We start from the raw sequence: 19,642 nt of genomic DNA, 5'->3' as shown, positions 1-19,642 counted from the left end.
ATGGAAGGAGTAGAGCATGATTTCGGAAATTTAGCAAGAGTTTTTTGTCGTACCCAGGGCAGACATGTTCGCTTCGGTCCGATCCCTGTCGTCCTGCCCCCCCAAACCCTCACCCTGAGGAGCCCGCCCTGCGGCGGGCGTCTCGAAGGGTGAGGCCTCGGTCGAGCCTCATGGTTCGAGACGCGCCGCGAACGACGACCTTGATTCGCAATTGGCTTGATTGGCGCGGCGCTCCTCACCATGAGGGTCTGGCACCGAGGTCGGCGCTGCACATTGATCATAAACACGTCGACGGGCGTGTTCATGGAGAAGGTACAGTGACCGGTTCTTCTGATCCGCGGGACCTCTCGCCGCGTTCCCTCGTTGATAACAACCGACGGCGCACCCGCATGACCGAGCCTACACCTCCGAGGAAACGCCGCATGCTGATCTGGATCGCAGGCGCCACCGCACTCGTTCTCGCCGGCGCCGCCATTGCAGCGGGGCCGATCATGAGCCGAGTCGAACATCCGAGATACGACGTGGTCAAGCGCGACGGCGATGTCGAGATCCGCGCCTATGCGCCGATGATCATCGCGCAGGCCGAGGTGCAGGGCGCGCGCAGGCCTGCGATCGAGGAAGGCTTTCGCATCATCGCCGGCTACATCTTCGGCGCCAACCAGGCCAAGGCCAAGATCGCGATGACCGCGCCGGTGCAACAGCAGGCCGCCACAGCGCCCGCGGAGGGCGTCGGCAGCGACCGCTGGAGCGTCAGCTTCGTGATGCCGTCGAACTGGTCGCTGGACACCCTGCCGCCGCCGGCCGATGCGAGGATCAAGCTGACGCCGCTGCCGGCCCAGCGCATGATCGCGCTGACGTTCTCGGGCTCGTATTCCGACGGCATTCTGGCCGACAAGACCCGCGAGTTGCGCGACTACGCGCAGCGCCAGGGGATCACCGTCTCAGGGGCGCCGCTGCTCGCCTTCTACAACCCGCCCTGGACCCTGCCGATGCTGCGGCGGAATGAGATCATGCTGGCGTGTAGTTGTTAGGAATACTCTCTTCCCAGCACCAATCCGCTCCTCTCCCCGTCCTTCACGGGGAGAGGGCTGGGGTGAGGGGCAGCGGCGCGGGTGGTGTTGCTTTTTCGGTCCGGAAATCTTGCATCCGTCTTGGAGCGGGCACACCCGTCCGATGGACCTGGAAGTGGGGCCTCGCACGTGCCATGCCCCTCCCCCGGATGGCTGCGCCATCCGACCTCTCCCCGCGCAGGGCGGGGAGAGGTTGCAGCGTCCGGGCTGAGCCGGGATGGCTCACCCCTCGATGATCGCCACCGCGCGCGTCCATCCCGCGGACGCCCGCTCGATCTTCACCGGGAAGCACGACACGGTGAAGCCTGTGGACGGCAGCTGCTCCAGATTGTGCAGCTTCTCGATATGGCAATAGCCGATGTGGCGGCCCGCCTTGTGGCCTTCCCAGATCAGGCTGGCATCATGAGTCTCGGCGTATTTCTTTGCCGTGAACACGAACGGCGCATCCCAGCTCCAGGCATCGGTGCCGGTCAGACGCACGCCGCGCTCGAGCAGATACATGGTGGCCTCGTAGCCCATGCCGCAGCCCGTGTTGACGTAGTCCGCCTGGCCGTAGCGGGCGCCGGCCGCGGTATTGACCACGACGATTTCGAGTGGCGACAGCGTGTGGCCGATGCGCTTCAACTCGGCCTCGACATCCGCGGCGGTCGCGACATAGCCGTCCGGGAAATGCCGGAAGTCGAGCTTCACACCTGGCTGCATGCACCACTCCAGCGGCACCTCGTCGATGGTCCAGGCGCGCTCGCCGCGGTTCATCGTCGGGTGGAAGTGCCAGGGCGCGTCGAGATGCGTGCCGTTATGGGTCGAGAGATTGACCTGCTCGACCGCCCAGCCCTGCCCGTCCGGCAGATCCTCGGCCTTCAGCCCGTCGAAGAACTGCAGCATGCGCGGCAGCCCCTGCTGGTGGTCGATATATTGGATCGTCGGGTGCGCTCCCGGCGGGTCGGCCGGCACGTCGTTCTGCAGCGGCACGGAGATGTCGATCAGCTTGCGGGCCATGGGCGGGTCCTCTCTCTTGCATCTTTCTTGGTTGTTATCGTCGGCCGCAGAATCAGACGTCCTGCCGCTCGACCTTGTTCTTCAGCACGCCGATCTTCTCGACCTCGAGCTCGATGACGTCGCCATGCTCGAGATACCAGCCGAGCTCGAGTCCGCAGCCATTGCCGACAGTGCCGGAGCCGATGAACTCGCCGGGCATCAGGGTCTCGTCCTTGCTGATATAGGCGATCAGCTCCTCGAACGGGAACAACATGCCCTCGCTGACGCTGCGCGAGCGCACCTCGCCGTTGACGCGCGCCTCCATCTTCAGGCGATAGGGATCGCCGATCTCGTCGGGCGTCACGATCCACGGACCCATGACGTTGCCGCCGTCGAAGCTCTTGCCCTTGGACGGGCCGAGGCGGCCGTCCATCTCGATGCGCTGGGTGTCGCGCGCGGAGAAGTCGTTGAAGATGGTGAAACCGAAGATGTGGTCGCGCGCCTTGGCGGCTGGGATGTCCTTCCCCCGGCCCTTGGTGATGATTCCGAATTCGAGTTCGTAGTCCATCACCTTGCTGTAGCGCGGCCATTTCACGGTTGTGTTGGGGCCGCGCACGCTGAAGCGGTTGGTGATGTAGAAGATCGGGACTTGGCGATACACCTCCGGCAACTCGCCGAGCGGCTCGGCATCGATGCGCGCGAGCTCCTCGGTGTCGCCGCGCTGGCGCGCCGCGAGCTTCCGCTGGCCGCGCGGCGCCTGCAGGATGTGCAGCGGAAACGACATGCCGTCGCGCATCTGGCGCGGCTCGGGCACCGGCGCCAGCAGCTCGGTACCCGCAACATCACGCGAGAGATCCACATCGCTGCCATAGCGCTCGACCAGCGCGCGCGCCGCGTCGAGCGCGGCAACGCCGGCGTCGATCAGCGACAGCATCGAGGCGAAGGCGGGATTGGCTTGACCAGCGCGGTCGGCCGCCGCTGCCAAGTCAAAAATCCTGGAATCCCCGGCGTGGACCACGCCGATCCGCTCCCTGCCCTCGGTTCGAAATGTCGCAAGTTTCACGCCGGCCTCCCCTTGTGTTCTGTCAGAAAATATACAAACATACAAAATATCGATAAACAAGAGGGGTCCAAACGGGGCCTCCAGGGGGAGGAGTCACCAATGCGTCATCGGCTCATGGGCGCTGTCACCGGCTCGGTGCTGGCGACGCTCGCACTGGCAACGGCAGCACGCGCCGAGAAGATCCAGATCGGCTGCACCGCGACCTCGGACTGCGCCTCGGCAATGGTCGCGGTCGACGAGGGCCTGTTCAAGAAGCACGGTCTGGACGCCGAGATGGTGCTGATCGGGATCAACTCGAACATCCCCGCCGCCCTCCTCTCCAACTCGGTCCAGATCGGCGGGACGACTTCGACGGTCTTCCTGCAGGCGGCCGATGGCGGGCTCGACCTCGTCGCGGTTGCCGGCGCCTCGATCATGAACAAGACCTCGAACGACGCCGTCGCCGCCGTCGTCCGTAACGGCGTCACCATCACCGGCCCGCAGGACTTCAAGGGCAAGAAGGTCGGCGCGCCCGGCATCGGCGCCTTCCTGCAAGTGCTGTTCGTGAAATGGCTGGTCGACAAGGGCGTCGACCCGAAGAGCGTCAATTTCGTCGAGGTCACGTTTCCGACCATGGCCGACACCATCAAGTCGGGCGGCGTCGACGCCGTGCTGACCGCCGAGCCGTTCGTGATGCGCATCACCAATGCCAATCTGGGCACCGTCGGCGCGCGCTACGCGGCCGAGCTCGGGCGCACCGAGCCAATCATCTTCTATGCAGCCTCGCGCGAATGGGCGGAGAAGAATCCGGAGACGGTGAAAAAATTCCGCGCGGCCATCGCCGAGGCGGCGCCGATCGTCAACAACGATCGTGAGAAGGCCTCGGCGGCCATCTCCAAGTTCACCAAGCAGCCGCTCGACCTCGTCAGGCTGACCGCGCCGAACTACGCCGAACCGGTACTGAAGCCCGAGCAGCTCGCATGGTGGATCGACGTGATGTCGGCGCAGAAGATGCTGCAGAGCAAGCTCGACCTCAAGACGCTGATCCTCAACTGATGACGGCCGCGCCCCCGCTTCCGCAGACCGAGCCGGCGAGCGGCGATACGCTCAGCGAGCGCGCCGCAGCGCTGATCGAGCGCGACATCGTCGCGGGCGTGCTCGCGCCCGGATCGCGGCTCGGGATCGTCGAACTCGCCAAGCGTTACGAGATCGGGCCGACGCCGGTGCGCGAGGGGCTGTCGCGGCTGGTGTCGCGCGGGCTGATCGTCAGTATCGGCCAGCGCGGCTTTCGCGTCGCCGAGGTCAGCCGCGATGATCTGATCGACATCACGCGGATGCGCACGGTGGTGGAGAAGGAGGCGCTACTTCTGGCGATGCAGAGCGGCGGCGATTCATGGGAGGCCGGGATCATCGCCGCGCTGCATCAGATGCGCCGCTACATTCAGCGCATGCAAAGCGAGTTCCGCGAGGGCGCGCCGGAGTTCGACCAGTTGCACAAGGCGTTTCACACCGCGCTGCTGGCTGGCTGCGGTTCGCGCCGGCTGCTCGCGGCGCATTCCGATCTCTACGACCAGGCCTATCGCTATCGCCGCGTGATGATGCGCAGCTTCGACGACGGCAGCGGCTTCATCCGTGAGCACGAGGCGCTGGCCGATCTCGTGCTCGCGCGCGATGCCGCCGCCGCGCAGGCGCGGCTGGAAGCGCATCTGCGCTCGACGATCAGCATCGTCTATCCGCAATCGAAGGGAGCCTGAGATGGCAGAGCCCGCCCTCGCTTTGGTGCAATCGTCTCCTTCGCCTGCGCGCGCGCAGATCGCGTTCGACAACGTCGCGCTGACCCTCGGCGGCAAGGCGATCATCGACACGATCAGCCTGGAGGTCTCAGCCGGCGAGATCCTGTGCGTGGTCGGCGCCTCCGGCTGCGGCAAGACCACGGCGCTGCGGCTCGCGGCCGGGCTGTATCAGCCGACCAGCGGCAGCGTGCGGTTTGAGGGCGAGCCGATGCGCGCGCCCCGGCGCGAGATCGCGGTCGTGTTCCAGGACTACGGCAAGGCGCTGCTGCCGTGGCGCACCGCGGCCGGCAACATCTCGCTGGCGCTTGAGACCATCGGCATGCCCGCGCACCAGCGCGAGGCGCGCATCGCCGAACTGCTGGCCAAGGTCGGGCTCGCGGGCCATGCCGCCAAGTATCCGACGGAGATGTCGGGCGGCATGCAGCAGCGGCTGCAGATTGCGCGCTGCCTCGCGCAGGATCCGAAGGTGTTGCTGATGGACGAGCCGTTCGGCGCGCTCGACGCGATGACGCGTCAGGGCCTGCAGGACGAGATGCTGGCGCTGGTGGCCTCGACCGGTGCCACCGTCGTGTTCGTGACGCATGATCTCGAGGAGGCGATTTATCTCGGCGACCGCGTGATCGGCCTGCTGCCGCATCCCGGCCGCGTCGGGCTGGAACTGACGGTCGGCCTGCCGCGGCCGCGCGACCAATTGGCGACGCGCGAGCAGCCGGAATTCCTGCGGCTGCGCCGCGCGCTGTTCGACTTCATCAAGGCGAGCGAATGAGCATGCCGGAGCGTCTCAAGCCGCTGCTGCTGCCGCTCGCTTCATTGCTCGCCTTCGAAACGGGGATGCGGCTTGCGGCCGTGCAGAGCGACTCGCTGGCGCCGCCGAGCGCGATCGCGCTCGCTCTGCTCGGCGCGCTGACCGACGGCTCGCTGCTGATCGCGACGCGTGACACGCTCGCGTCTGCGTTCGCCGGCCTCTTCATCGGCGGTGCCATCGGGCTGGTGCTCGGCATCGCGCTCGGCCTGTCGCAGATCCTCAACCGGCTGATGGAGGTGACGATCGAGGCCATCAGGCCGATCCCGTCGGTGGCGCTTCTGCCGATCGCGCTGATCGCGCTCGGCTTCGGCTACCGCATGGAGATCGCGATCGTCGCCTTCGCCTGCGTCTGGCCAGTGCTGATCATGACACGCGCCGCGGTCGGCGGCATCGAGCCGCGGCTGATCGAGGTCGCGCGCGTGCTGCGGCTGACGCAGCTCGACCGCATCAGGAAGATCGTCATTCCCGCCGCCCTGCCCCGCATCTTCCTCGCCTTCCGTCTGGCCGCCGGCATCGCGCTGATCGTGGCCGTCACGGTGGAGATCGCGATCAACCCGCTCGGCCTCGGCGCCGGCATCATGACCGCGCAGCAGGCGCTGCGGCCCGACCTGATGCTGGCCTATCTGGTGTGGATCGGCGTCACCGGCTTCGTGCTCAACACCGCGCTGATGACGGCGCAAAGGACGCTGTTCGGCCGCGCGGCCCTGATCGGAGACGGCGCATGAGATGGTCGGTCCTCGGCTGGCGCCTCGCCAGCTTCGGCGTCGCGGCTTGTGTCATCGCGCTGTGGCAAGTCGCGGCCGATCAGCGCTGGGTGTCGCCCGTCTTCCTGCCCGGCCCGAATCGCGCCTGGGCCTCGCTGATGCGCGGCTTCACGAGCGGCGATCTGCTGGCCAAGCTCGTGGGCACGCTGACGCACATGGCCTATGGCTGGCTGCTCGCCTCGGTCGCCGGCGTCGCGCTCGGCGCGATGATCGGCTCGTCCAAGGCGATGCGCCTCTACGTTGCGCCAACGCTGGAGCTGCTGCGGCCGCTGCCGGTGTCGGCGATCATTCCGGTCGCGATCGCGGCGCTCGGCCTGTCGCAGGGGATGGCGCTGTTCGTCATCGCGTTCGGATCGCTGTGGCCGCTGCTGCTCGGCACCATCCACGGATTCGGCGCGGTCGAGCCGCGGCTCTACGAGGTGGCGCGGGTGCTGCACATGTCGCGGCTCGCGGTCATCTTCAAGATCGCGCTGCCTTCTGCGGCCCCCGACATTCTCGCCGGCATGCGGCTGAGCCTGACGGTGGCGCTGATCCTCGCCGTGGTCTGCGAGATGCTCGCCGGCCTCGACGGTCTCGGCCAATGGGTGCTGCTGTCGGCACGCGCGTTCCGCTCCGCCGATCTGTTCGCCGGCGTGATGCTGCTCGGCGTGATCGGCTATGTCACCGCGCTCGCAATGGGCGCCGCCGAGAGCCGGCTGCTGCGCTGGCAGGCCGCGCGCCGCTAGCTCAGCGCGCCAGCCCTGCCACGCGGCCGAGCGCGACGGCCGTGAGCAGGCCGTTGCCCGAGAGATAGCCGGAGGCATCGGCCCCTGAAACGCCGCAGGCGGCGCCGCCGGCCGCGAACAGATTGTCGATCGCGGTGCCGTCCTCGCGCAGCACGCGCGCGAGGTCGTCGATGACGAGGCCGCCTTGGGTGTGGAACAGCGCGCCGGTGACCTTCACGGCGCGATAGGGCGACGCGAGTTGCGGCACGTCGGCGAAGCTGCGACCGAAGCGGTCGGTGCGCTGCTCCGACTTCGCGGCCGCGACCTCCGCGAAGGCGGCTGCGAGCGTGTCGGCCGGCACGCGCATGCCTACCGCCAGGCTCGCGATGTCCTCAGCTTCGAGCACTGCGCCATGCGCGACGGCGTTGCGGAAATCCTCGAACTGAGCGGCGATGCCGGCGATGCGCGCATCGAAGATGGTCCAGGCGATGCCGTCCGGCTGTACCAGCACGTTGGCCGCCTGCTCGGAATAGCCCGACGCCTCATTGGAGAAGCGCTCGCCGTTGGCGTTCACCTGGAAACCGCCCTCGGTGATGGTGGCCCAACTGATGAGAATGCCCGCGGGATGCGCGACGGAGCCGTGGCCCTGATGGCCGCCGAGATGGCGCGTCGCCGCGCCGAGCTGCTCGCCCCAATTCAGCGCATCGCCCTGGTTGCCGACGTGGCCGAAATAGGTGGCGCTCGCCATTTGCGGGATGTGCCGTGCGACCAGCGCCGGATTGCCGCCATAGCCGCTGCAGGCGAGGATCAGGCGACGGCACCCGATCTCGTCGGTGCTGCCATCGGGCCTGGTGAAGCGCACGCCGATGATGCGCTGGTCAGCATCGAGCAGTAGTGTCGTCGCATGCGCGTCGCAGAGGATATCGATGCTCGCCGCCTCTGCGGCTGTGCGCAGCCGGTCGATCAGTTCGCGTCCGGCGCGGCTCGGCAGGCCGTGCATGCGATAGCGCGAATGGCCGGGATAGGTGAAATTGTCGACCAGCGAGAACGGGAGTTGATGCTGGTCAGCGAGCCATTCGAGCGTCGGACCGATCGTGGTCGTGACCAGCTTCACCAGCGCAGCATCCGGCTCATCATGCGCCTTGTGCATGATGTCCGCGGCGAAGCGCGACGGAGTGTCGTCAATACCGAGCGCCGTCTGCCAGCGCGTGCTTGCCGCTGGAATGAGTCCGGCCGACAGCGCCGTCGAGCCCTGCGGCACGGCATCGCGCTCCAGAACCAGCACGCTCTCACCGTTCTCGATCGCCGACAGCGCCGCGACGAGTCCGGCCGCGCCGGCGCCGATGATCAGGCAATCGACCGAGAACTCGAGCGTGCGGTCGATGATTTCGATCGTGCTCATGCGCGCCCCTTACGGCGCTCGTGGCCGTCCTTCGAGACGCGCGCCTCCGGCGCGCTCCTCAGGACGAGGATTTTGGTTGCGGCGGTATTATCACCCCTCATGGTGAGGAGCGCCGTCTTCGGCGCGTCTCGAACCATGAGGCCCCGCAGGTGTCCGTTCAAGGCGACTTGCTTCATGCTGCCGCCAGCTCTGTCATCGCCTCCGCGATCGACGTCACGCGGCACACCGGCTTCAGCGCCGCGATCGCGGTGGCATGCGTCTCCGGGGTGAAGGCGGCGCAGCCGTCTTCCAGCACGACGGTCTCGAAATCACGGATATGCGCGTCGCGCACGGTCGAGGCGACGCCGCCATTGGTGACGATGCCGGCGACATACAACTTTTCGATGCCGCATTTGCGCAGCACCCATTCGAGCCGGGTCATGTAGAACGCGGAATACGCGATCTTCTCGATCGTGACGTCGGCGGGCTGCAGCGTGTCGACGAGCTGATGGCCCCAGGCGCCCGGCAGGAAATCGCCCTTGGCGAGGAACGGCCGCAGCTGCTTCAGGTGCGGCGAAATCATCGGCTCGCCGCCCTTGCCCGGCACCAAGGTGAACTGCGTCGAGATCACGAAGCCGCCCTTGGACCGCATCAGGTCCGCGAACGGCTTCAGCCGCGGCGGCAGCGCCGCGATGTCAGCTGCCGTCTGGCCGGCGCAGCCATACGCGCCCTTGGGATCGAGGAAGTCGTTCTGCAGGTCGACGATCAGCAGCGCGCTCTGCGCGGCGGGAATGGTGTGGTCGCTCATGTCCGCTCCACGATGACGTTGCCGAACTGGTCCACCCGCGCCTTGAAGCCGGGCGCGATCACCGTCGTCGCATCCGGCTGCTCGAGGATCGCGGGGCCCGCCACCTCGGTGCCGACAGGCAGATCGAGCCGGGCGTAGATCGCCGTGTCCCACCATTTGCCGTCGAACCAGGCCTTGCGGCTGCCGAGCCGCGCGTTGCCGAGATCGGCGCTGCTGTCAGGCGCCAGCGTCGCGAGATCGAAGCGCGGACGCACGCCGATCGCCGCCGTGCGCAGGTTGACGATCTTGATCGGCACGCCCGGCAGCAGCCGGCTGAAGCTCTTCTGATAGGCGGTCTCGAACGCCTTGCGGACGTCCTCGACCGTCAACGCGATGACGCCGTCGCGGATCTCGGCCGGCAGGGTCGCGCGGATGGTGTGGGTCTGGCCGACATAGTGCATGTCGAGCTCGAACAGCGTGTCGATGCGCTCGACCGCGAGCCGCGCGTCCTTGACCACGCCCTGCGCATGCTGGGCCTCGGACTGCATCCAGCGCGTCAGCGCCGCGATGTCGAGGCCGTCGACGAACATGTTGAGCGTCTGCACCTGGTCGTGGCGGATGTCGGCGATGACGCAGCCGAGCGCCGAGGTGACGCCGGGATAGCGCGGCACCAGCGCCGCCTTGAGCCCGACATCCTTGATCAGGGCCGAGACGTGCAGCGCGCCGCCACCGCCGAACGGCACCGCCGCGAAGCGCGCCGGATCATGGCCGCGCTCGATCGACATCAGCCGGATGGCGCCGGCCATCTTGCTGTCGGCGATGCGCACGATGGCTTCCGCCGCTTCCATCACGCCGAGGCCGAGCGGCTCGCCGACATGCTTGGCGATGGCGCGCTTGGCCGCCTCGACGTCGAGCGCCTTCAGCTTGCCGCCGATCGGCCTCTCCGCATTGATGCGGCCGAGCACGACGTTGGCGTCAGTGAGCGTCGGGCGGTCGTTGCCGCCGCCGTAGCAGACTGGACCAGGCCGCGAGCCGGCGCTTTCCGGGCCGACCTGCAGCAGGCCGCCGGCATCGACATGGGCGATCGAGCCGCCGCCGGCGCCGATGGTCGTGATCTCGATCATCGGCGTGCGCACGACGAGGCCGAAATCGATTGTCGTTTGCGCCGCCAGCGACGTCGCGCCATCGACCACCAGCGAGACGTCGAACGAGGTGCCGCCGAGATCGCCGGTGATGACATTGGGGAAGCCCGCCGCCTTGGCGATCTCCGCCGCGGCGATCACGCCGGCCGCAGGACCGGACAATGCAGTGCGGATCGGGAAGCGCCGCGCCGCGTCGGTGGACATCACGCCGCCATTGGACTGCACGATGTGGAAGCGACCGTCGAACGCCTCTCCAGCGAGCGCATTCTGCAGCTTCTGCAAATAGGAGCCGACCACCGGCTGCAGATAGGCGTTCAGCGCGGTCGTCGAGGTCCGCTCGAACTCGCGGATCTCCGGCAGGATCTGGCTGGAGCAGGCGACATTGTCGTTCGGCCAGATCGCCTGCACGGCTTCGAGCGCGCGGCGCTCGTTGTCCGGATTGGCGAAGGCGTTGACGAACACGATCGCCAGCGCCTGTGCGCCCTTGGCCAAGAGCTCGCGTGCGGTCGCCTCGACCTGCGCGACATCGACGGCCGTGCGGATGGTGCCGTCCGACAGCACGCGCTCGTCGACCTCGGCGCGCATGTCGCGCTCGACGACGGGCACGAAGTCGCCCCACAGGCCCCAGGTGTTGCGGCGGTCACGGCGGCGCATCTCCAGCACGTCGCGGAAGCCACGCGTGGTGATCAGGCCGATGCGCGCGCCCTTGCGCTCCAAGAGCGCGTTGGTGCCGACGGTCGTGCCGTGCACGATCGAGGCGAGATGCGAGACCGCGCCGAAACCTTGCAGGCCTTCGAGGAAGCCGACCGCTTCGTCCCCGCGGTTCGACGGCACCTTGTTGGTGCGGAAGCTGCGCTTCGCCTCGTCGAAGTAGAACAGGTCCGTGAAGGTGCCGCCGACATCGACGCCGACGATGGTGCCGAGCTTGCTCATGCCGCACCTCCCGCACGGAGCGTACGCGTCGCGGCTTCATCGACCGCGCCGTCTGCCTTCACGGCAACCTTGTAGACCTCGCGCGCCTGCGCTCGTGAGACGAAGCCGAGCGCGACGTCGTGGGCAACGCCAGCGACAGGCCGCGCCTCCGGCGGACCCCAACCGCCGCCTCCAGGCGTTTCAAGCCGGACGCGCTTGCCGGCTTTTAGATGCAGGTCGGTGATCTTTGAGACCATCGGCGGGCTCGCCTCGCCCTGCTCCGTCTGCCAGGCGAAATGATTGAGCGCGGCGCTACCGCCGCCGGCGACGCCGAACGGCGCCGCCTTGCCGCGCTCACCGAGCAGCGCGACGTCGGCATCGGCCAGCAGCTCGACCTCATAGACGGCACCGACGCCGCCGCGATGGGTGCCGGCACCGGCGGAATCCGGGCGGAGCGCCCATTGCGTGAACATGACGGGATAGGCTGCTTCCAAGATTTCCACGGGAGGAATGGTCGCGGTCGAGATCGGGTTGTTGGCGTGGTTGAGGCCGTCGGTCGCCGGGTTGCCGCCGAGGCCGCCGCCGAAGAACGAGAACATCACAAAGCGGCTGTTGTCCTTGCGATGGCCGGCGATCGACAGCGCATTGATGGTGCCGAACGGCGCGGCGGTAGCGCGCGACGGATCGGCCTTGGCGAGCGCGCCGAGCACGACGCCGATCAGGCGCAGGATGGTCTCGGTATAGCCCGCGACCGGCTTCGGCGGCCCTGCCGCCAGCAGCGAGCCGTCGGTGATCGCGAACGAGATCGGCCGCAGGCAGCCGGCATTGGCCGGCACCTCGGTGAACACATGCTTCAGCGCGACGTAGCAGGCCGCGATCGTGGTCGAGCGCGAGATGTTGATCGGGCCCTTGCAGGCCGCCGACGAACGGGTGAAATCGAGCGTCAGCGTGTCGCCGGCAATGGTGACGTCGAGCGCGACGGTCAGCGGCACATCGACGATACCGTCATTGTCGAGCACGTCCTCGAACGAATAGGTGCCGTCGGGCAGCGAGGCGATCGCCGCGCGCATCAGGGTCTCGGCACGGTCGGAGAACGCCTCGAACGCATCGGAGACGGTCTTGTCGCCGTAATCGTCGAGCAGCGCGCGCAGGCGGCCCTCGCCGAGATCGAGCGCGTTGAGCTGACCGTTGAGGTCGCCCCAGTTCGACATCGGCACGCGCGAATTGGCTTCGATGATGCCGAGGATGTCGTGGTTCATGCGCCCCGCCGCGATCAGCTTCACGGGAGGAATGCGCATGCCTTCCTGGAAACTCTCGACCGCCTTCGGATTGTAGCCGCCGGCGACATTGCCGCCGATGTCGAGCCAGTGGCCGACCGAAGCGATCCAGCAGAACACCCGGCCATCGCGGAACACCGGACGCACCAGACGGAAGTCGTTCAGGTGCGTGCCACCGTCATAGGGATCGTTGAAGATGAAGGTGTCGCCCTCCTCGAGCCCGCCCTCCTTCTCGACCTTGGCGATGACGGCGCGCACGGCGAAAGCCATCGCGCCGACGAAGATCGGCAGGCCACCCTGCCCCTGCACCAGCGTGTCGCCTGTGGTCGCGTGATAGATGCCGTGGCAGGCGTCGCGCGCCTCGGCGATGGTCGGGTTGAAGGCGGAGCGATAGAGCGTCGCGTCCATCTCGTCGGCGATCTGTTCCAGCCGCCCCTTCAGCACGGCGAGCGTAATCGGATCCAAGGTGGTCATGCCCGCGTCCCCTCGTCTTCAGCGGCGTAACGGGCACCGTTCGCCAGGATATCGGCGGTACCGAGCATCGCGTTGAGGCCGGCGAAATCGAGCATGCGGTCGGCAAACGGCTTGGTCGAGCCGGCCTGCGCCAGCGACTGATAGTAGGCGCGCGCCGAGAAGGCGAGCGCGCGCACGATACCGCCGGGGAAGATCACGAGCTTGAAGCCGAGCGCGCCGAGTTCCGAGGCCGCATGGATCGGCGTCGAGCCGCCCTCGACCATGTTGACGAGCAGCGGACGCTTGGAGGCCAGCCGACCGGCGATGGCCGAGAGTTGCTCGCTGCTCTTCGGCGCCTCGACGAACAGCACGTCGGCACCGGCCTCGGCATAGCGCTCGGCGCGTTCGATCGCGGCCTCCATGCCCTCGATCGCAAGCGCGTCGGTACGCGCGACGATCAGGGTCTCGGATGACTGTCGCGCATCGAGCGCGGCCTTGATCTTTCCGACCATCTCGCCGGCGCTGATCACGGCCTTGTCGGTGAGATGACCGCAGCGCTTCGGCGTGGTCTGGTCTTCGAGCTGGATCGCGGAGGCGCCCATGCGTTCGAACAGCCGGATCGTCCGCTGCACGTTGAGCGCATTGCCGAAGCCGGTGTCGCCGTCGACGACGAGAGGAGTCTCGACCCGGTCGCGGATCATGGCGATGGTGTCGGCGACCTCCATCATCGACACCAGGCCGATGTCGGGCCGGCCGAGCTTGGTGTAGGCGATGCCGGCGCCGGTCAGATACAGCGCCTTGAAGCCGGCCTCGGCGGCGATGCTCGCGGTGAGCGCGTCGTACACGCCGGGCGCGATCGTCGGCTCGGCTGATGCCAGAGTGGATCTCAGGCTCATTGTCGTTTCCTTGTTTGTCTCAAACTATTCGCTGAAGCCGTGGTCACAGACCGAGATAGGCGCGCTTCAGCTCGGCATTGGATTTCAGCTCGGAGGCCTGGCCGGAGAGCGTGATGATGCCGTTCTCCATGATGTAGGCGCGGCCGGCGAGTTCGAGCGACTGCACGACGTTCTGCTCGACCAGCATGATGGCGAGACCGGAGGCCGCGAGCCGTGCGATCAGCGCGAACATTTCTTCCACCATCAGCGGCGACAGGCCGAGCGACGGCTCGTCGAGGATGAGCAGCTTCGGCTCACCCATCAGGCCGCGGCCGATCGCCAGCATCTGCTGCTCGCCGCCGGACAGCGTGCCGGCATATTGCCGCGCGCGCTGCTTCAGCTTCGGAAAGGTCGCGTAGATCTGCTCGATGCGCTCGCTGCGCCCGCGGCGCGGACGGCAATAGGCGCCGAGCTCGAGGTTCTCGCGCACCGACAGGTTCGGAAAGATCTTGCGACCCTCGGGCACGTGGATCAGGCCCGCGGTGACGATGTCGGGCGCGGATGCGTGCTCCAGCGCCGCGCCGTTGAAGCGGATGGTGCCGGCGGTGGCGCGTACGACGCCCGAGAGCACCTTGTTCAAGGTGGTCTTGCCGACGCCGTTGGAGCCGAGCACGGCGACGACTTCGCCCGCGTTGACGTCGAAGCTGACGCCGCGCAGCACTTCGGTTCCGCCGTAGCCGGCGCGGAGATCGCGAACCTCAAGCATGGGCCTGCTCCGCGCGCAGACGCTCGGCCGCGCCGTGGCCGAGATAGGCCTCGATCACCTGCGGGTCCTCGCAGACAGCCCTCGGCTCGCCCTCGGCGATCATGCGCCCTTGCGACAGCACATAGACCTTGTCGCAGAGATTCATCACGGCCTGCATGATGTGCTCGATCATCAGAATGGTGACGCCCTGGTCGCGGATGTCGCGCACCAGCGGCAGCACGTCGCGGATCTCCGAAGGGTTGAGTCCGGCGAGCACCTCGTCGAGCAGCAGCAGCTTCGGCCTGGTCGCGAGCGCGCGCGCCACTTCGAGACGCTTGCGGCCAGCGACGGTGAGATCGGAGGACGCCTTGGCGAGATCGGCGCCGAGGCCGACGCGCTTGGCGATCTCAGCCGCCTGCGCCATCGCCTCCTTGGCATCAGGCGTGTGCAGATAGGCGCCGACCGCGATGTTCTCCTGCACGTTCAGACCTTCGAACGGCTGCACGATCTGGAACGTGCGCGCGATACCCTGGCGCGCGCGGACATGCGGGGCCAACCGCGTGATGTCGCGGCCGCCATAGCTGACGCTGCCGCCATCGGGCTGCAGGAAGCCCGCGACCATCGCGAACAATGTGGTCTTGCCGGCGCCGTTCGGGCCGATCAGGCCGGTAATCGATCCCTTGGCGACCGACAGCGAGGCCTGGTCGACCGCGACGAGGCCGGAGAAGCGCTTGGTGAGGGAGTTGACCTCGAGCATCACGCCTCCTTCGCCTTCGGCGCGCGCAGGCCGAGGCTCTTCATCAGCATGACCAGGCCGTTCGGCGAGAATGCCACCGACAGCACGAGAATGACGCCGAATACCAGCAGGTCCATGCCGGGGATGCCGCCGGACACGCTCTTGGTGAGTTCGCCCAGTCCCAGCAGCACGATCGCGCCGACCAGCGGCCCGAGCACGGTGCCGGAGCCGCCGACGATGGCCGCGAACAGCGCCTCGATCGAGATCCACGAGCCGAACGCGACATTGGCATCGATGAACAGATAGTTCTGCGCATAGAGGCAGCCCGCGGCGGCCGTCAGCGCGCCGGAGATCGCGATCGCCTTCATCTTCACCGCGAACACGTCGACGCCGAGCGCCTGCGCCGCCTGCTCGTTCTCGCGCAGTGCGACGAGATAGGCGCCGAAGCGCGAATGCTCCAGCCACCAGCTGACGAGCAGGCCGATCGCAACGAAGCCGAGCGCAATCAGCAGGAAGTAGCGGCGGTCGGCGAATTGCAGATACGGCAGGCCCGTCTGCAGCTTCAGCAGGATGCCGGCGGCGCCGCCGGTGAAATTGGTGCTGTTGGCGAGGATGCGCGCGACCTCGGCGAAGGCCAAGGTGATCAGCGCGAAGTAAGAGCCCTTCAGGCCGGAGCGGAAGCTGAGGAAGCCGATGAAAGCGCCGACCAGCGCACCGAGCGCGATGCCGATGACGAGCGCGATCCAGGCGTTCACGCCGAAGCGAGTCTGCAGCACGGCCATCGCGTAGGCACCGGCACCGAAGAAGGCGGCATGGCCGAACGACGACAGGCCGGCATAGCCGCCGAGGATGTTCCAGCCCTGCGCCGCCAGGGCGATGATCATCATGAAGATCATGAGATTTAGTAGCGCGCCGGACAGGCCGAGGAAGGGGACGACGGCGAGGGCAACGACGATGACGGCGAGAGTGGTGAGACGCGGCCTGGTCATGCGCGCGCTCCGAACAGGCCGGTCGGGCGCACCAGCAGAGTGACGATGAAGATCAGGAAGATGCCGATCTGACCGAGGCTGTCACCGAGGAACAGGCTGGACGCGGCTTCGACGACGCCGATCAGCAGGCCGCCGATCAGCGCGCCGGGGATCGAGCCCATGCCGCCGAGCACCACGATGGTGAAGGCGACCAGCACGAACGCTGCGCCGGTCTTCGGGCTGACATAGAAGGACGGCATCAGCAGGCCGGCGGCGACGGCGAGACAGGCGCAGCCGATCGCAAAGGTCATGGCGTAGACATGCGGCACGCTGATGCCGACGAGGCTGGCGCCGAGCTTCTCCTTTGCGACGGCGCGGATCGCCTTGCCGATGTCGGTCTGGTGCAGCACCAGCCACAGCAGCAACGTCGTTGCGATCGTCACGCCGAAGCCGACCACGCGGGGGAACGACAGCAGCAGCGGCCCTAGCTCGACGACACGGAACGAGTAGTCCGTGGTGATGGTGCGGGTGTCGGACTGGAACGCCGCGAGCAGCGCGTTCTCGATGATGATGGAGAGGCCCAGGGTGACCAGCAGGATGCCATTGTCCTTGCCGTGGCTCGCCGGGCCGATGATGAAGCGCTGCAGGGCGTAGCCCAGTGCGAACATGAAGGGTGCGACGAACAGGATCGCGAGATACGGGTCCATGCCGTAGCGGGCGCAGGCCAGCCACACCATGAACATCGCCACCGTCAGCAGCGCGCCGTGGGCGAAATTCACGATGTGCAGCACGCCGTAGATCAGGGTCAGGCCGAGTGCGATCAAGGCATAGATCGCCCCCAGCATCAGTCCGTTCAACAGCGCCTCCACGACGATCTGGGGCGAGTACATTAGATCCTCTGGTCGTCTAGAAGGCTCGAGGCTTTCTAGGAGAAGCCGGATGACGCCCGGCATATTGGGGCCTCATGGTTCGAGACGCGCCGCGAGCGGCGCTCCTCACCATGAGGGTAAGCAGACGAGACCATACACTCCACCCTCATCCTGAGGAGCCCGGCGAAGCCGGGCGTCTCGAAGGATGGCCGCGGCGACCGTCGCAGCGACGCCTGTTCGCCGCGCAGGTGACTCAGCGTTGCCCGATCATCCGTTGATCGGGAAGATCGGCTTCGCGTCGGCGTAGTCCGACGGGTAGATCACCTTGATGTCCTTGCCCTGGACCTGCGTGTTCAGCGGCAGCGCGCTGGTGTTCTGCCCCTTGGCGTCGAACTTGGTCTTGCCGTAGGGCATCACGCCGCTGTCGAACTCGTTCGCTGCCAGGGCCTCGATGATCTTGGCGCGATCGGCGCTGCCGGCCTTCTCGACGGCTTGCGCGAACACCTTCACCAGCGAGTAGTTGATCGGCGTGTTGTAGGCGTAGAACTTGCCGGCCGCGGTCACGGTCTCGCGCAGCTTGGCCGTGATCGGGCTCTTGGGATCGCCCCAATGGTTGCAGTCCATCACGCCCTGCGCGGCTTCCGGGAATTCGTTGACGAAGCGGTAGCTCGAGGCGGCGCCGCCGAACACGGCATAGATACCCTTCGGGCGCACGCGCTGCTGCTGCAGGGTGCGCGCCATCAGCACGAACTCGTTGAAATAATGCGACGGCACGATCAGATCGGGATTGAGCGCGCGCAGCCGCAGCACGACGTTGGTCATGTCGCGCGCCGGGGTCGGATGCGCGATGGTCTCGACGATCTGGAAGCCGAGCGGCGGCAGCTTCTCCTGCATGATCTTGGCGAGGCCCGAGCCGAACAGGCCGTCCTCGTGCACGATCGCCACCGTCTTGATCGGCTTGCCGGCGTCGTCATTGAGCTTGACGAGATTCTTCAGCGCAACCGCGGTCGCCATGCTGAAATTCGGGTTGAAGCGGAAGGTGTTCTTCAGGCCGCGCTCGGTGATCGTATCCGCCACCGCGCAGTCGACGACGAACGGCAGATCGTAGCGCGACGCGGTCTGCGTCGCGGTCAGCGCGATGCCCGAGGCGAAGCCGCCGAGCACGGCGGCGACGCCGGCCGACTGCAGTTCCTCGGTCGCCTGCGCGCCCGCTTCGGCGTTGGAGCGGCTGTCGCCGATCACCAGTTCGAGCTTGGCGCCGCCGAGCGCCTTGATACCGCCGGCGTCGTTGATCTCCTTGATCGCGAACTCCGCACCGATCTTGGCAAGATCGCCGTCGAGCGCGAACGCGCCGGAGATCGGCTGCAGCAGACCGACTTTCACCGGTGCTGGCTCGGCGCGCAGCAGGCCCGGCGCGGCCAGCATCGAGGTGAGCGCGACACCGCTCTTGAGCACGGTGCGGCGTGACAGCGACTTCGAGCTCAACGTCATGACTTCCCCACTTTCCTGACTGGCGGCCGCCGGCGCGGGCGCTCCCTGCGGTACACCTCGGCGGTCGGGCTCCAGTGCCGGTGCCCTTCGTCGCCCGTCCGTTCGAGGTTCATCTGCAATGTGTAGCGGTCGGGACGATAGAGCGCCTGCAGGTGCTCCATCGGCTGGCCGTCCTTGCCGTAGACCGTGCGGCGCAACGCCACGAGCGGCATGCCGACATCGATGTCGAGCGCCTCGGCCACATCGGGGCTCGACAACACGGCGCTGATCTCCTGCCGCGCCGAGGCGCTGGTCAGGCCGGAGCGCTCGATCAGTTCGAGCAGCGGCATGCGCGCGAGATCCTCGCGCGAATAGTTGCGGCCGATGCGCTCGGGCACGTTGGCGATGAGATAGGAGAACGGCACGCCGTCGACGAGGCGGACGCGCACCGAGCGCTGCGAGCGCTCGTCGGGCGCGAGTTGCAAGGCTTCGCGGATCTGCTCGGACGGATTGACGTAGTCAAACGACAGCAAGCGCACGTCGGTCGTGCGGCCCATCTCGATCAGATGCGCGAACACGTTGGACACGTCGGCAAGAACCGTGCGGACCTTGGAGGCCGGCCGATGCACGAAGGTGCCGAGCCCGCTCTTCTTTTGAATGAGATCTTCGCCAGCGAGCAAGTCAAGCGCCTGGCGGATGGTGACACGGGAAACGCTGTGCTCTTCGGCCAGCGCGAACTCGCCCGGCAACCGCTCGCCGTCCGCAAGCTCGCCGGATGCGATCTTGTCCTTCAGCAGCAGGTAAATCCGTCGTGCCTTCAGTGGCTCGGACGCGGTGCGCAAGGCGGATGGCCCCAGGGGTTAGCGAGCTA

General features: G+C 67.2%; 19 protein-coding genes. 6 read left to right on the top strand and 13 right to left on the bottom strand.

The genetic code is table 11. From position 1 onward, the window contains the following. Positions 1 to 422: 422 nt before the first annotated feature. Positions 423 to 1,031: an SOUL family heme-binding protein gene (locus ACQR1Y_RS06930; protein ID WP_434876513.1), complete on the top strand. Its 609-nt coding sequence runs from the start codon at positions 423 to 425 to the stop codon at positions 1,029 to 1,031. Between the two features lie 261 nt (positions 1,032 to 1,292). Here ACQR1Y_RS06930 and ACQR1Y_RS06925 read toward each other — a convergent pair whose 3' ends face one another. After that, on the bottom strand, positions 1,293 to 2,069 hold the full coding sequence (locus ACQR1Y_RS06925; protein ID WP_434876514.1) for a cyclase family protein: 777 nt from the start codon (positions 2,067 to 2,069) through the stop codon (positions 1,293 to 1,295). Between the two features lie 52 nt (positions 2,070 to 2,121). Beyond that, entirely contained in the window at positions 2,122 to 3,111 is a 990-nt protein-coding gene (locus tag ACQR1Y_RS06920) for a fumarylacetoacetate hydrolase family protein (protein WP_434876515.1), read from the bottom strand. A gap of 99 nt (positions 3,112 to 3,210) precedes the next feature. Here ACQR1Y_RS06920 and ACQR1Y_RS06915 point away from each other — a divergent pair, with 99 nt between their 5' ends. The 5 genes from ACQR1Y_RS06915 to ACQR1Y_RS06895 are packed head-to-tail and all read left to right on the top strand — an operon-like array spanning position 3,211 to position 7,177. Further along, positions 3,211 to 4,146 (top strand): ABC transporter substrate-binding protein, encoded by a 936-nt coding sequence (locus ACQR1Y_RS06915; RefSeq protein ID WP_434876516.1) that lies wholly within the window; start codon positions 3,211 to 3,213, stop codon positions 4,144 to 4,146. Further along, the gene (locus tag ACQR1Y_RS06910; RefSeq protein ID WP_434861439.1) at positions 4,146 to 4,844 is read left to right on the top strand and encodes a GntR family transcriptional regulator; all 699 of its coding nucleotides are present in this window, start codon (positions 4,146 to 4,148) and stop codon (positions 4,842 to 4,844) included. Before ACQR1Y_RS06915 ends, ACQR1Y_RS06910 begins: the two co-directional genes overlap by 1 nt. A gap of 1 nt (position 4,845) precedes the next feature. Then, positions 4,846 to 5,649 (top strand): ABC transporter ATP-binding protein, encoded by an 804-nt coding sequence (locus ACQR1Y_RS06905; protein ID WP_434876517.1) that lies wholly within the window; start codon positions 4,846 to 4,848, stop codon positions 5,647 to 5,649. After that, entirely contained in the window at positions 5,646 to 6,413 is a 768-nt protein-coding gene (locus ACQR1Y_RS06900; protein WP_434876518.1) for an ABC transporter permease, read from the top strand. Before ACQR1Y_RS06905 ends, ACQR1Y_RS06900 begins: the two co-directional genes overlap by 4 nt. Next, the gene (locus tag ACQR1Y_RS06895) at positions 6,410 to 7,177 is read left to right on the top strand and encodes an ABC transporter permease (RefSeq protein ID WP_434876519.1); all 768 of its coding nucleotides are present in this window, start codon (positions 6,410 to 6,412) and stop codon (positions 7,175 to 7,177) included. The genes ACQR1Y_RS06900 and ACQR1Y_RS06895 overlap by 4 nt, the downstream gene beginning before the upstream one ends. A gap of 1 nt (position 7,178) precedes the next feature. On the opposite strand, the gene ACQR1Y_RS06890 is transcribed toward ACQR1Y_RS06895, so the two are convergent. The 11 genes from ACQR1Y_RS06890 to ACQR1Y_RS06840 all read right to left on the bottom strand — a co-directional run bounded on the left by ACQR1Y_RS06890 (position 7,179) and on the right by ACQR1Y_RS06840 (position 19,613). Beyond that, a complete protein-coding gene (locus tag ACQR1Y_RS06890; RefSeq protein WP_434876520.1) occupies positions 7,179 to 8,558 on the bottom strand; it encodes an FAD-dependent oxidoreductase in 1,380 nt (459 codons plus the stop codon). Positions 8,559 to 8,730: 172 nt separating this feature from the next. Further along, positions 8,731 to 9,345, bottom strand: coding sequence for a cysteine hydrolase (locus ACQR1Y_RS06885; RefSeq protein WP_434876521.1), 615 nt, complete (start codon positions 9,343 to 9,345; stop codon positions 8,731 to 8,733). Further along, positions 9,342 to 11,399, bottom strand: a complete 2,058-nt coding sequence (locus tag ACQR1Y_RS06880) for a hydantoinase/oxoprolinase family protein (protein ID WP_434876522.1) — start codon at positions 11,397 to 11,399, stop codon at positions 9,342 to 9,344. The genes ACQR1Y_RS06885 and ACQR1Y_RS06880 overlap by 4 nt, the downstream gene beginning before the upstream one ends. Continuing rightward, a complete protein-coding gene (locus tag ACQR1Y_RS06875) occupies positions 11,396 to 13,129 on the bottom strand; it encodes a hydantoinase B/oxoprolinase family protein (protein ID WP_434876523.1) in 1,734 nt (577 codons plus the stop codon). Before ACQR1Y_RS06875 ends, ACQR1Y_RS06880 begins: the two co-directional genes overlap by 4 nt. Beyond that, entirely contained in the window at positions 13,126 to 14,004 is an 879-nt protein-coding gene (locus tag ACQR1Y_RS06870; RefSeq protein ID WP_434876524.1) for an isocitrate lyase/PEP mutase family protein, read from the bottom strand. The genes ACQR1Y_RS06875 and ACQR1Y_RS06870 overlap by 4 nt, the downstream gene beginning before the upstream one ends. 43 nt (positions 14,005 to 14,047) lie before the next feature. Beyond that, positions 14,048 to 14,749, bottom strand: coding sequence for an ABC transporter ATP-binding protein (locus ACQR1Y_RS06865; protein ID WP_434876525.1), 702 nt, complete (start codon positions 14,747 to 14,749; stop codon positions 14,048 to 14,050). Beyond that, positions 14,742 to 15,485: an ABC transporter ATP-binding protein gene (locus ACQR1Y_RS06860; RefSeq protein ID WP_434876526.1), complete on the bottom strand. Its 744-nt coding sequence runs from the start codon at positions 15,483 to 15,485 to the stop codon at positions 14,742 to 14,744. Before ACQR1Y_RS06860 ends, ACQR1Y_RS06865 begins: the two co-directional genes overlap by 8 nt. Further along, positions 15,485 to 16,453, bottom strand: a complete 969-nt coding sequence (locus tag ACQR1Y_RS06855; protein WP_434861429.1) for a branched-chain amino acid ABC transporter permease — start codon at positions 16,451 to 16,453, stop codon at positions 15,485 to 15,487. Before ACQR1Y_RS06855 ends, ACQR1Y_RS06860 begins: the two co-directional genes overlap by 1 nt. Then, positions 16,450 to 17,322 (bottom strand): branched-chain amino acid ABC transporter permease, encoded by an 873-nt coding sequence (locus tag ACQR1Y_RS06850; RefSeq protein ID WP_434876527.1) that lies wholly within the window; start codon positions 17,320 to 17,322, stop codon positions 16,450 to 16,452. The genes ACQR1Y_RS06855 and ACQR1Y_RS06850 overlap by 4 nt, the downstream gene beginning before the upstream one ends. A gap of 246 nt (positions 17,323 to 17,568) precedes the next feature. Next, positions 17,569 to 18,792: an ABC transporter substrate-binding protein gene (locus tag ACQR1Y_RS06845; protein ID WP_434861427.1), complete on the bottom strand. Its 1,224-nt coding sequence runs from the start codon at positions 18,790 to 18,792 to the stop codon at positions 17,569 to 17,571. Beyond that, positions 18,789 to 19,613 carry a GntR family transcriptional regulator gene (locus tag ACQR1Y_RS06840; RefSeq protein ID WP_434861426.1) on the bottom strand — a complete coding sequence of 275 codons (825 nt, stop codon included), beginning with the start codon at positions 19,611 to 19,613 and terminating at the stop codon, positions 18,789 to 18,791. The genes ACQR1Y_RS06845 and ACQR1Y_RS06840 overlap by 4 nt, the downstream gene beginning before the upstream one ends. Positions 19,614 to 19,642 lie beyond the last annotated feature (29 nt).

Origin of the sequence: Bradyrhizobium sp. HKCCYLRH3099 (assembly GCF_051167855.1) — a bacterium.
Taxonomy (GTDB): Bacteria; Pseudomonadota; Alphaproteobacteria; order Rhizobiales; family Xanthobacteraceae; genus Bradyrhizobium.
The sequence above is the reverse complement of the archived record's forward strand: the minus strand, read 5'-3'. Positions and strand labels throughout refer to the sequence as shown.

Bases quoted from the DNA above. Each gene is read 5' to 3' on its own strand.
- ACQR1Y_RS06930 (WP_434876513.1), top strand. From the start codon at position 423: ATGCTGATCTGGATCGCAGGCGCCACCGCACTCGTTCTCGCCGGCGCC.
- ACQR1Y_RS06925 (WP_434876514.1), bottom strand. From the start codon at position 2,069: ATGGCCCGCAAGCTGATCGACATCTCCGTGCCGCTGCAGAACGACGTG.
- ACQR1Y_RS06915 (WP_434876516.1), top strand. From the start codon at position 3,211: ATGCGTCATCGGCTCATGGGCGCTGTCACCGGCTCGGTGCTGGCGACG.
- ACQR1Y_RS06910 (WP_434861439.1), top strand. From the start codon at position 4,146: ATGACGGCCGCGCCCCCGCTTCCGCAGACCGAGCCGGCGAGCGGCGAT.
- ACQR1Y_RS06905 (WP_434876517.1), top strand. From the start codon at position 4,846: ATGGCAGAGCCCGCCCTCGCTTTGGTGCAATCGTCTCCTTCGCCTGCG.
- ACQR1Y_RS06900 (WP_434876518.1), top strand. From the start codon at position 5,646: ATGAGCATGCCGGAGCGTCTCAAGCCGCTGCTGCTGCCGCTCGCTTCA.
- ACQR1Y_RS06895 (WP_434876519.1), top strand. From the start codon at position 6,410: ATGAGATGGTCGGTCCTCGGCTGGCGCCTCGCCAGCTTCGGCGTCGCG.
- ACQR1Y_RS06890 (WP_434876520.1), bottom strand. From the start codon at position 8,558: ATGAGCACGATCGAAATCATCGACCGCACGCTCGAGTTCTCGGTCGAT.
- ACQR1Y_RS06885 (WP_434876521.1), bottom strand. From the start codon at position 9,345: ATGAGCGACCACACCATTCCCGCCGCGCAGAGCGCGCTGCTGATCGTC.
- ACQR1Y_RS06880 (WP_434876522.1), bottom strand. From the start codon at position 11,399: ATGAGCAAGCTCGGCACCATCGTCGGCGTCGATGTCGGCGGCACCTTC.
- ACQR1Y_RS06875 (WP_434876523.1), bottom strand. From the start codon at position 13,129: ATGACCACCTTGGATCCGATTACGCTCGCCGTGCTGAAGGGGCGGCTG.
- ACQR1Y_RS06870 (WP_434876524.1), bottom strand. From the start codon at position 14,004: ATGAGCCTGAGATCCACTCTGGCATCAGCCGAGCCGACGATCGCGCCC.
- ACQR1Y_RS06865 (WP_434876525.1), bottom strand. From the start codon at position 14,749: ATGCTTGAGGTTCGCGATCTCCGCGCCGGCTACGGCGGAACCGAAGTG.
- ACQR1Y_RS06860 (WP_434876526.1), bottom strand. From the start codon at position 15,485: ATGCTCGAGGTCAACTCCCTCACCAAGCGCTTCTCCGGCCTCGTCGCG.
- ACQR1Y_RS06855 (WP_434861429.1), bottom strand. From the start codon at position 16,453: ATGACCAGGCCGCGTCTCACCACTCTCGCCGTCATCGTCGTTGCCCTC.
- ACQR1Y_RS06850 (WP_434876527.1), bottom strand. From the start codon at position 17,322: ATGTACTCGCCCCAGATCGTCGTGGAGGCGCTGTTGAACGGACTGATG.
- ACQR1Y_RS06845 (WP_434861427.1), bottom strand. From the start codon at position 18,792: ATGACGTTGAGCTCGAAGTCGCTGTCACGCCGCACCGTGCTCAAGAGC.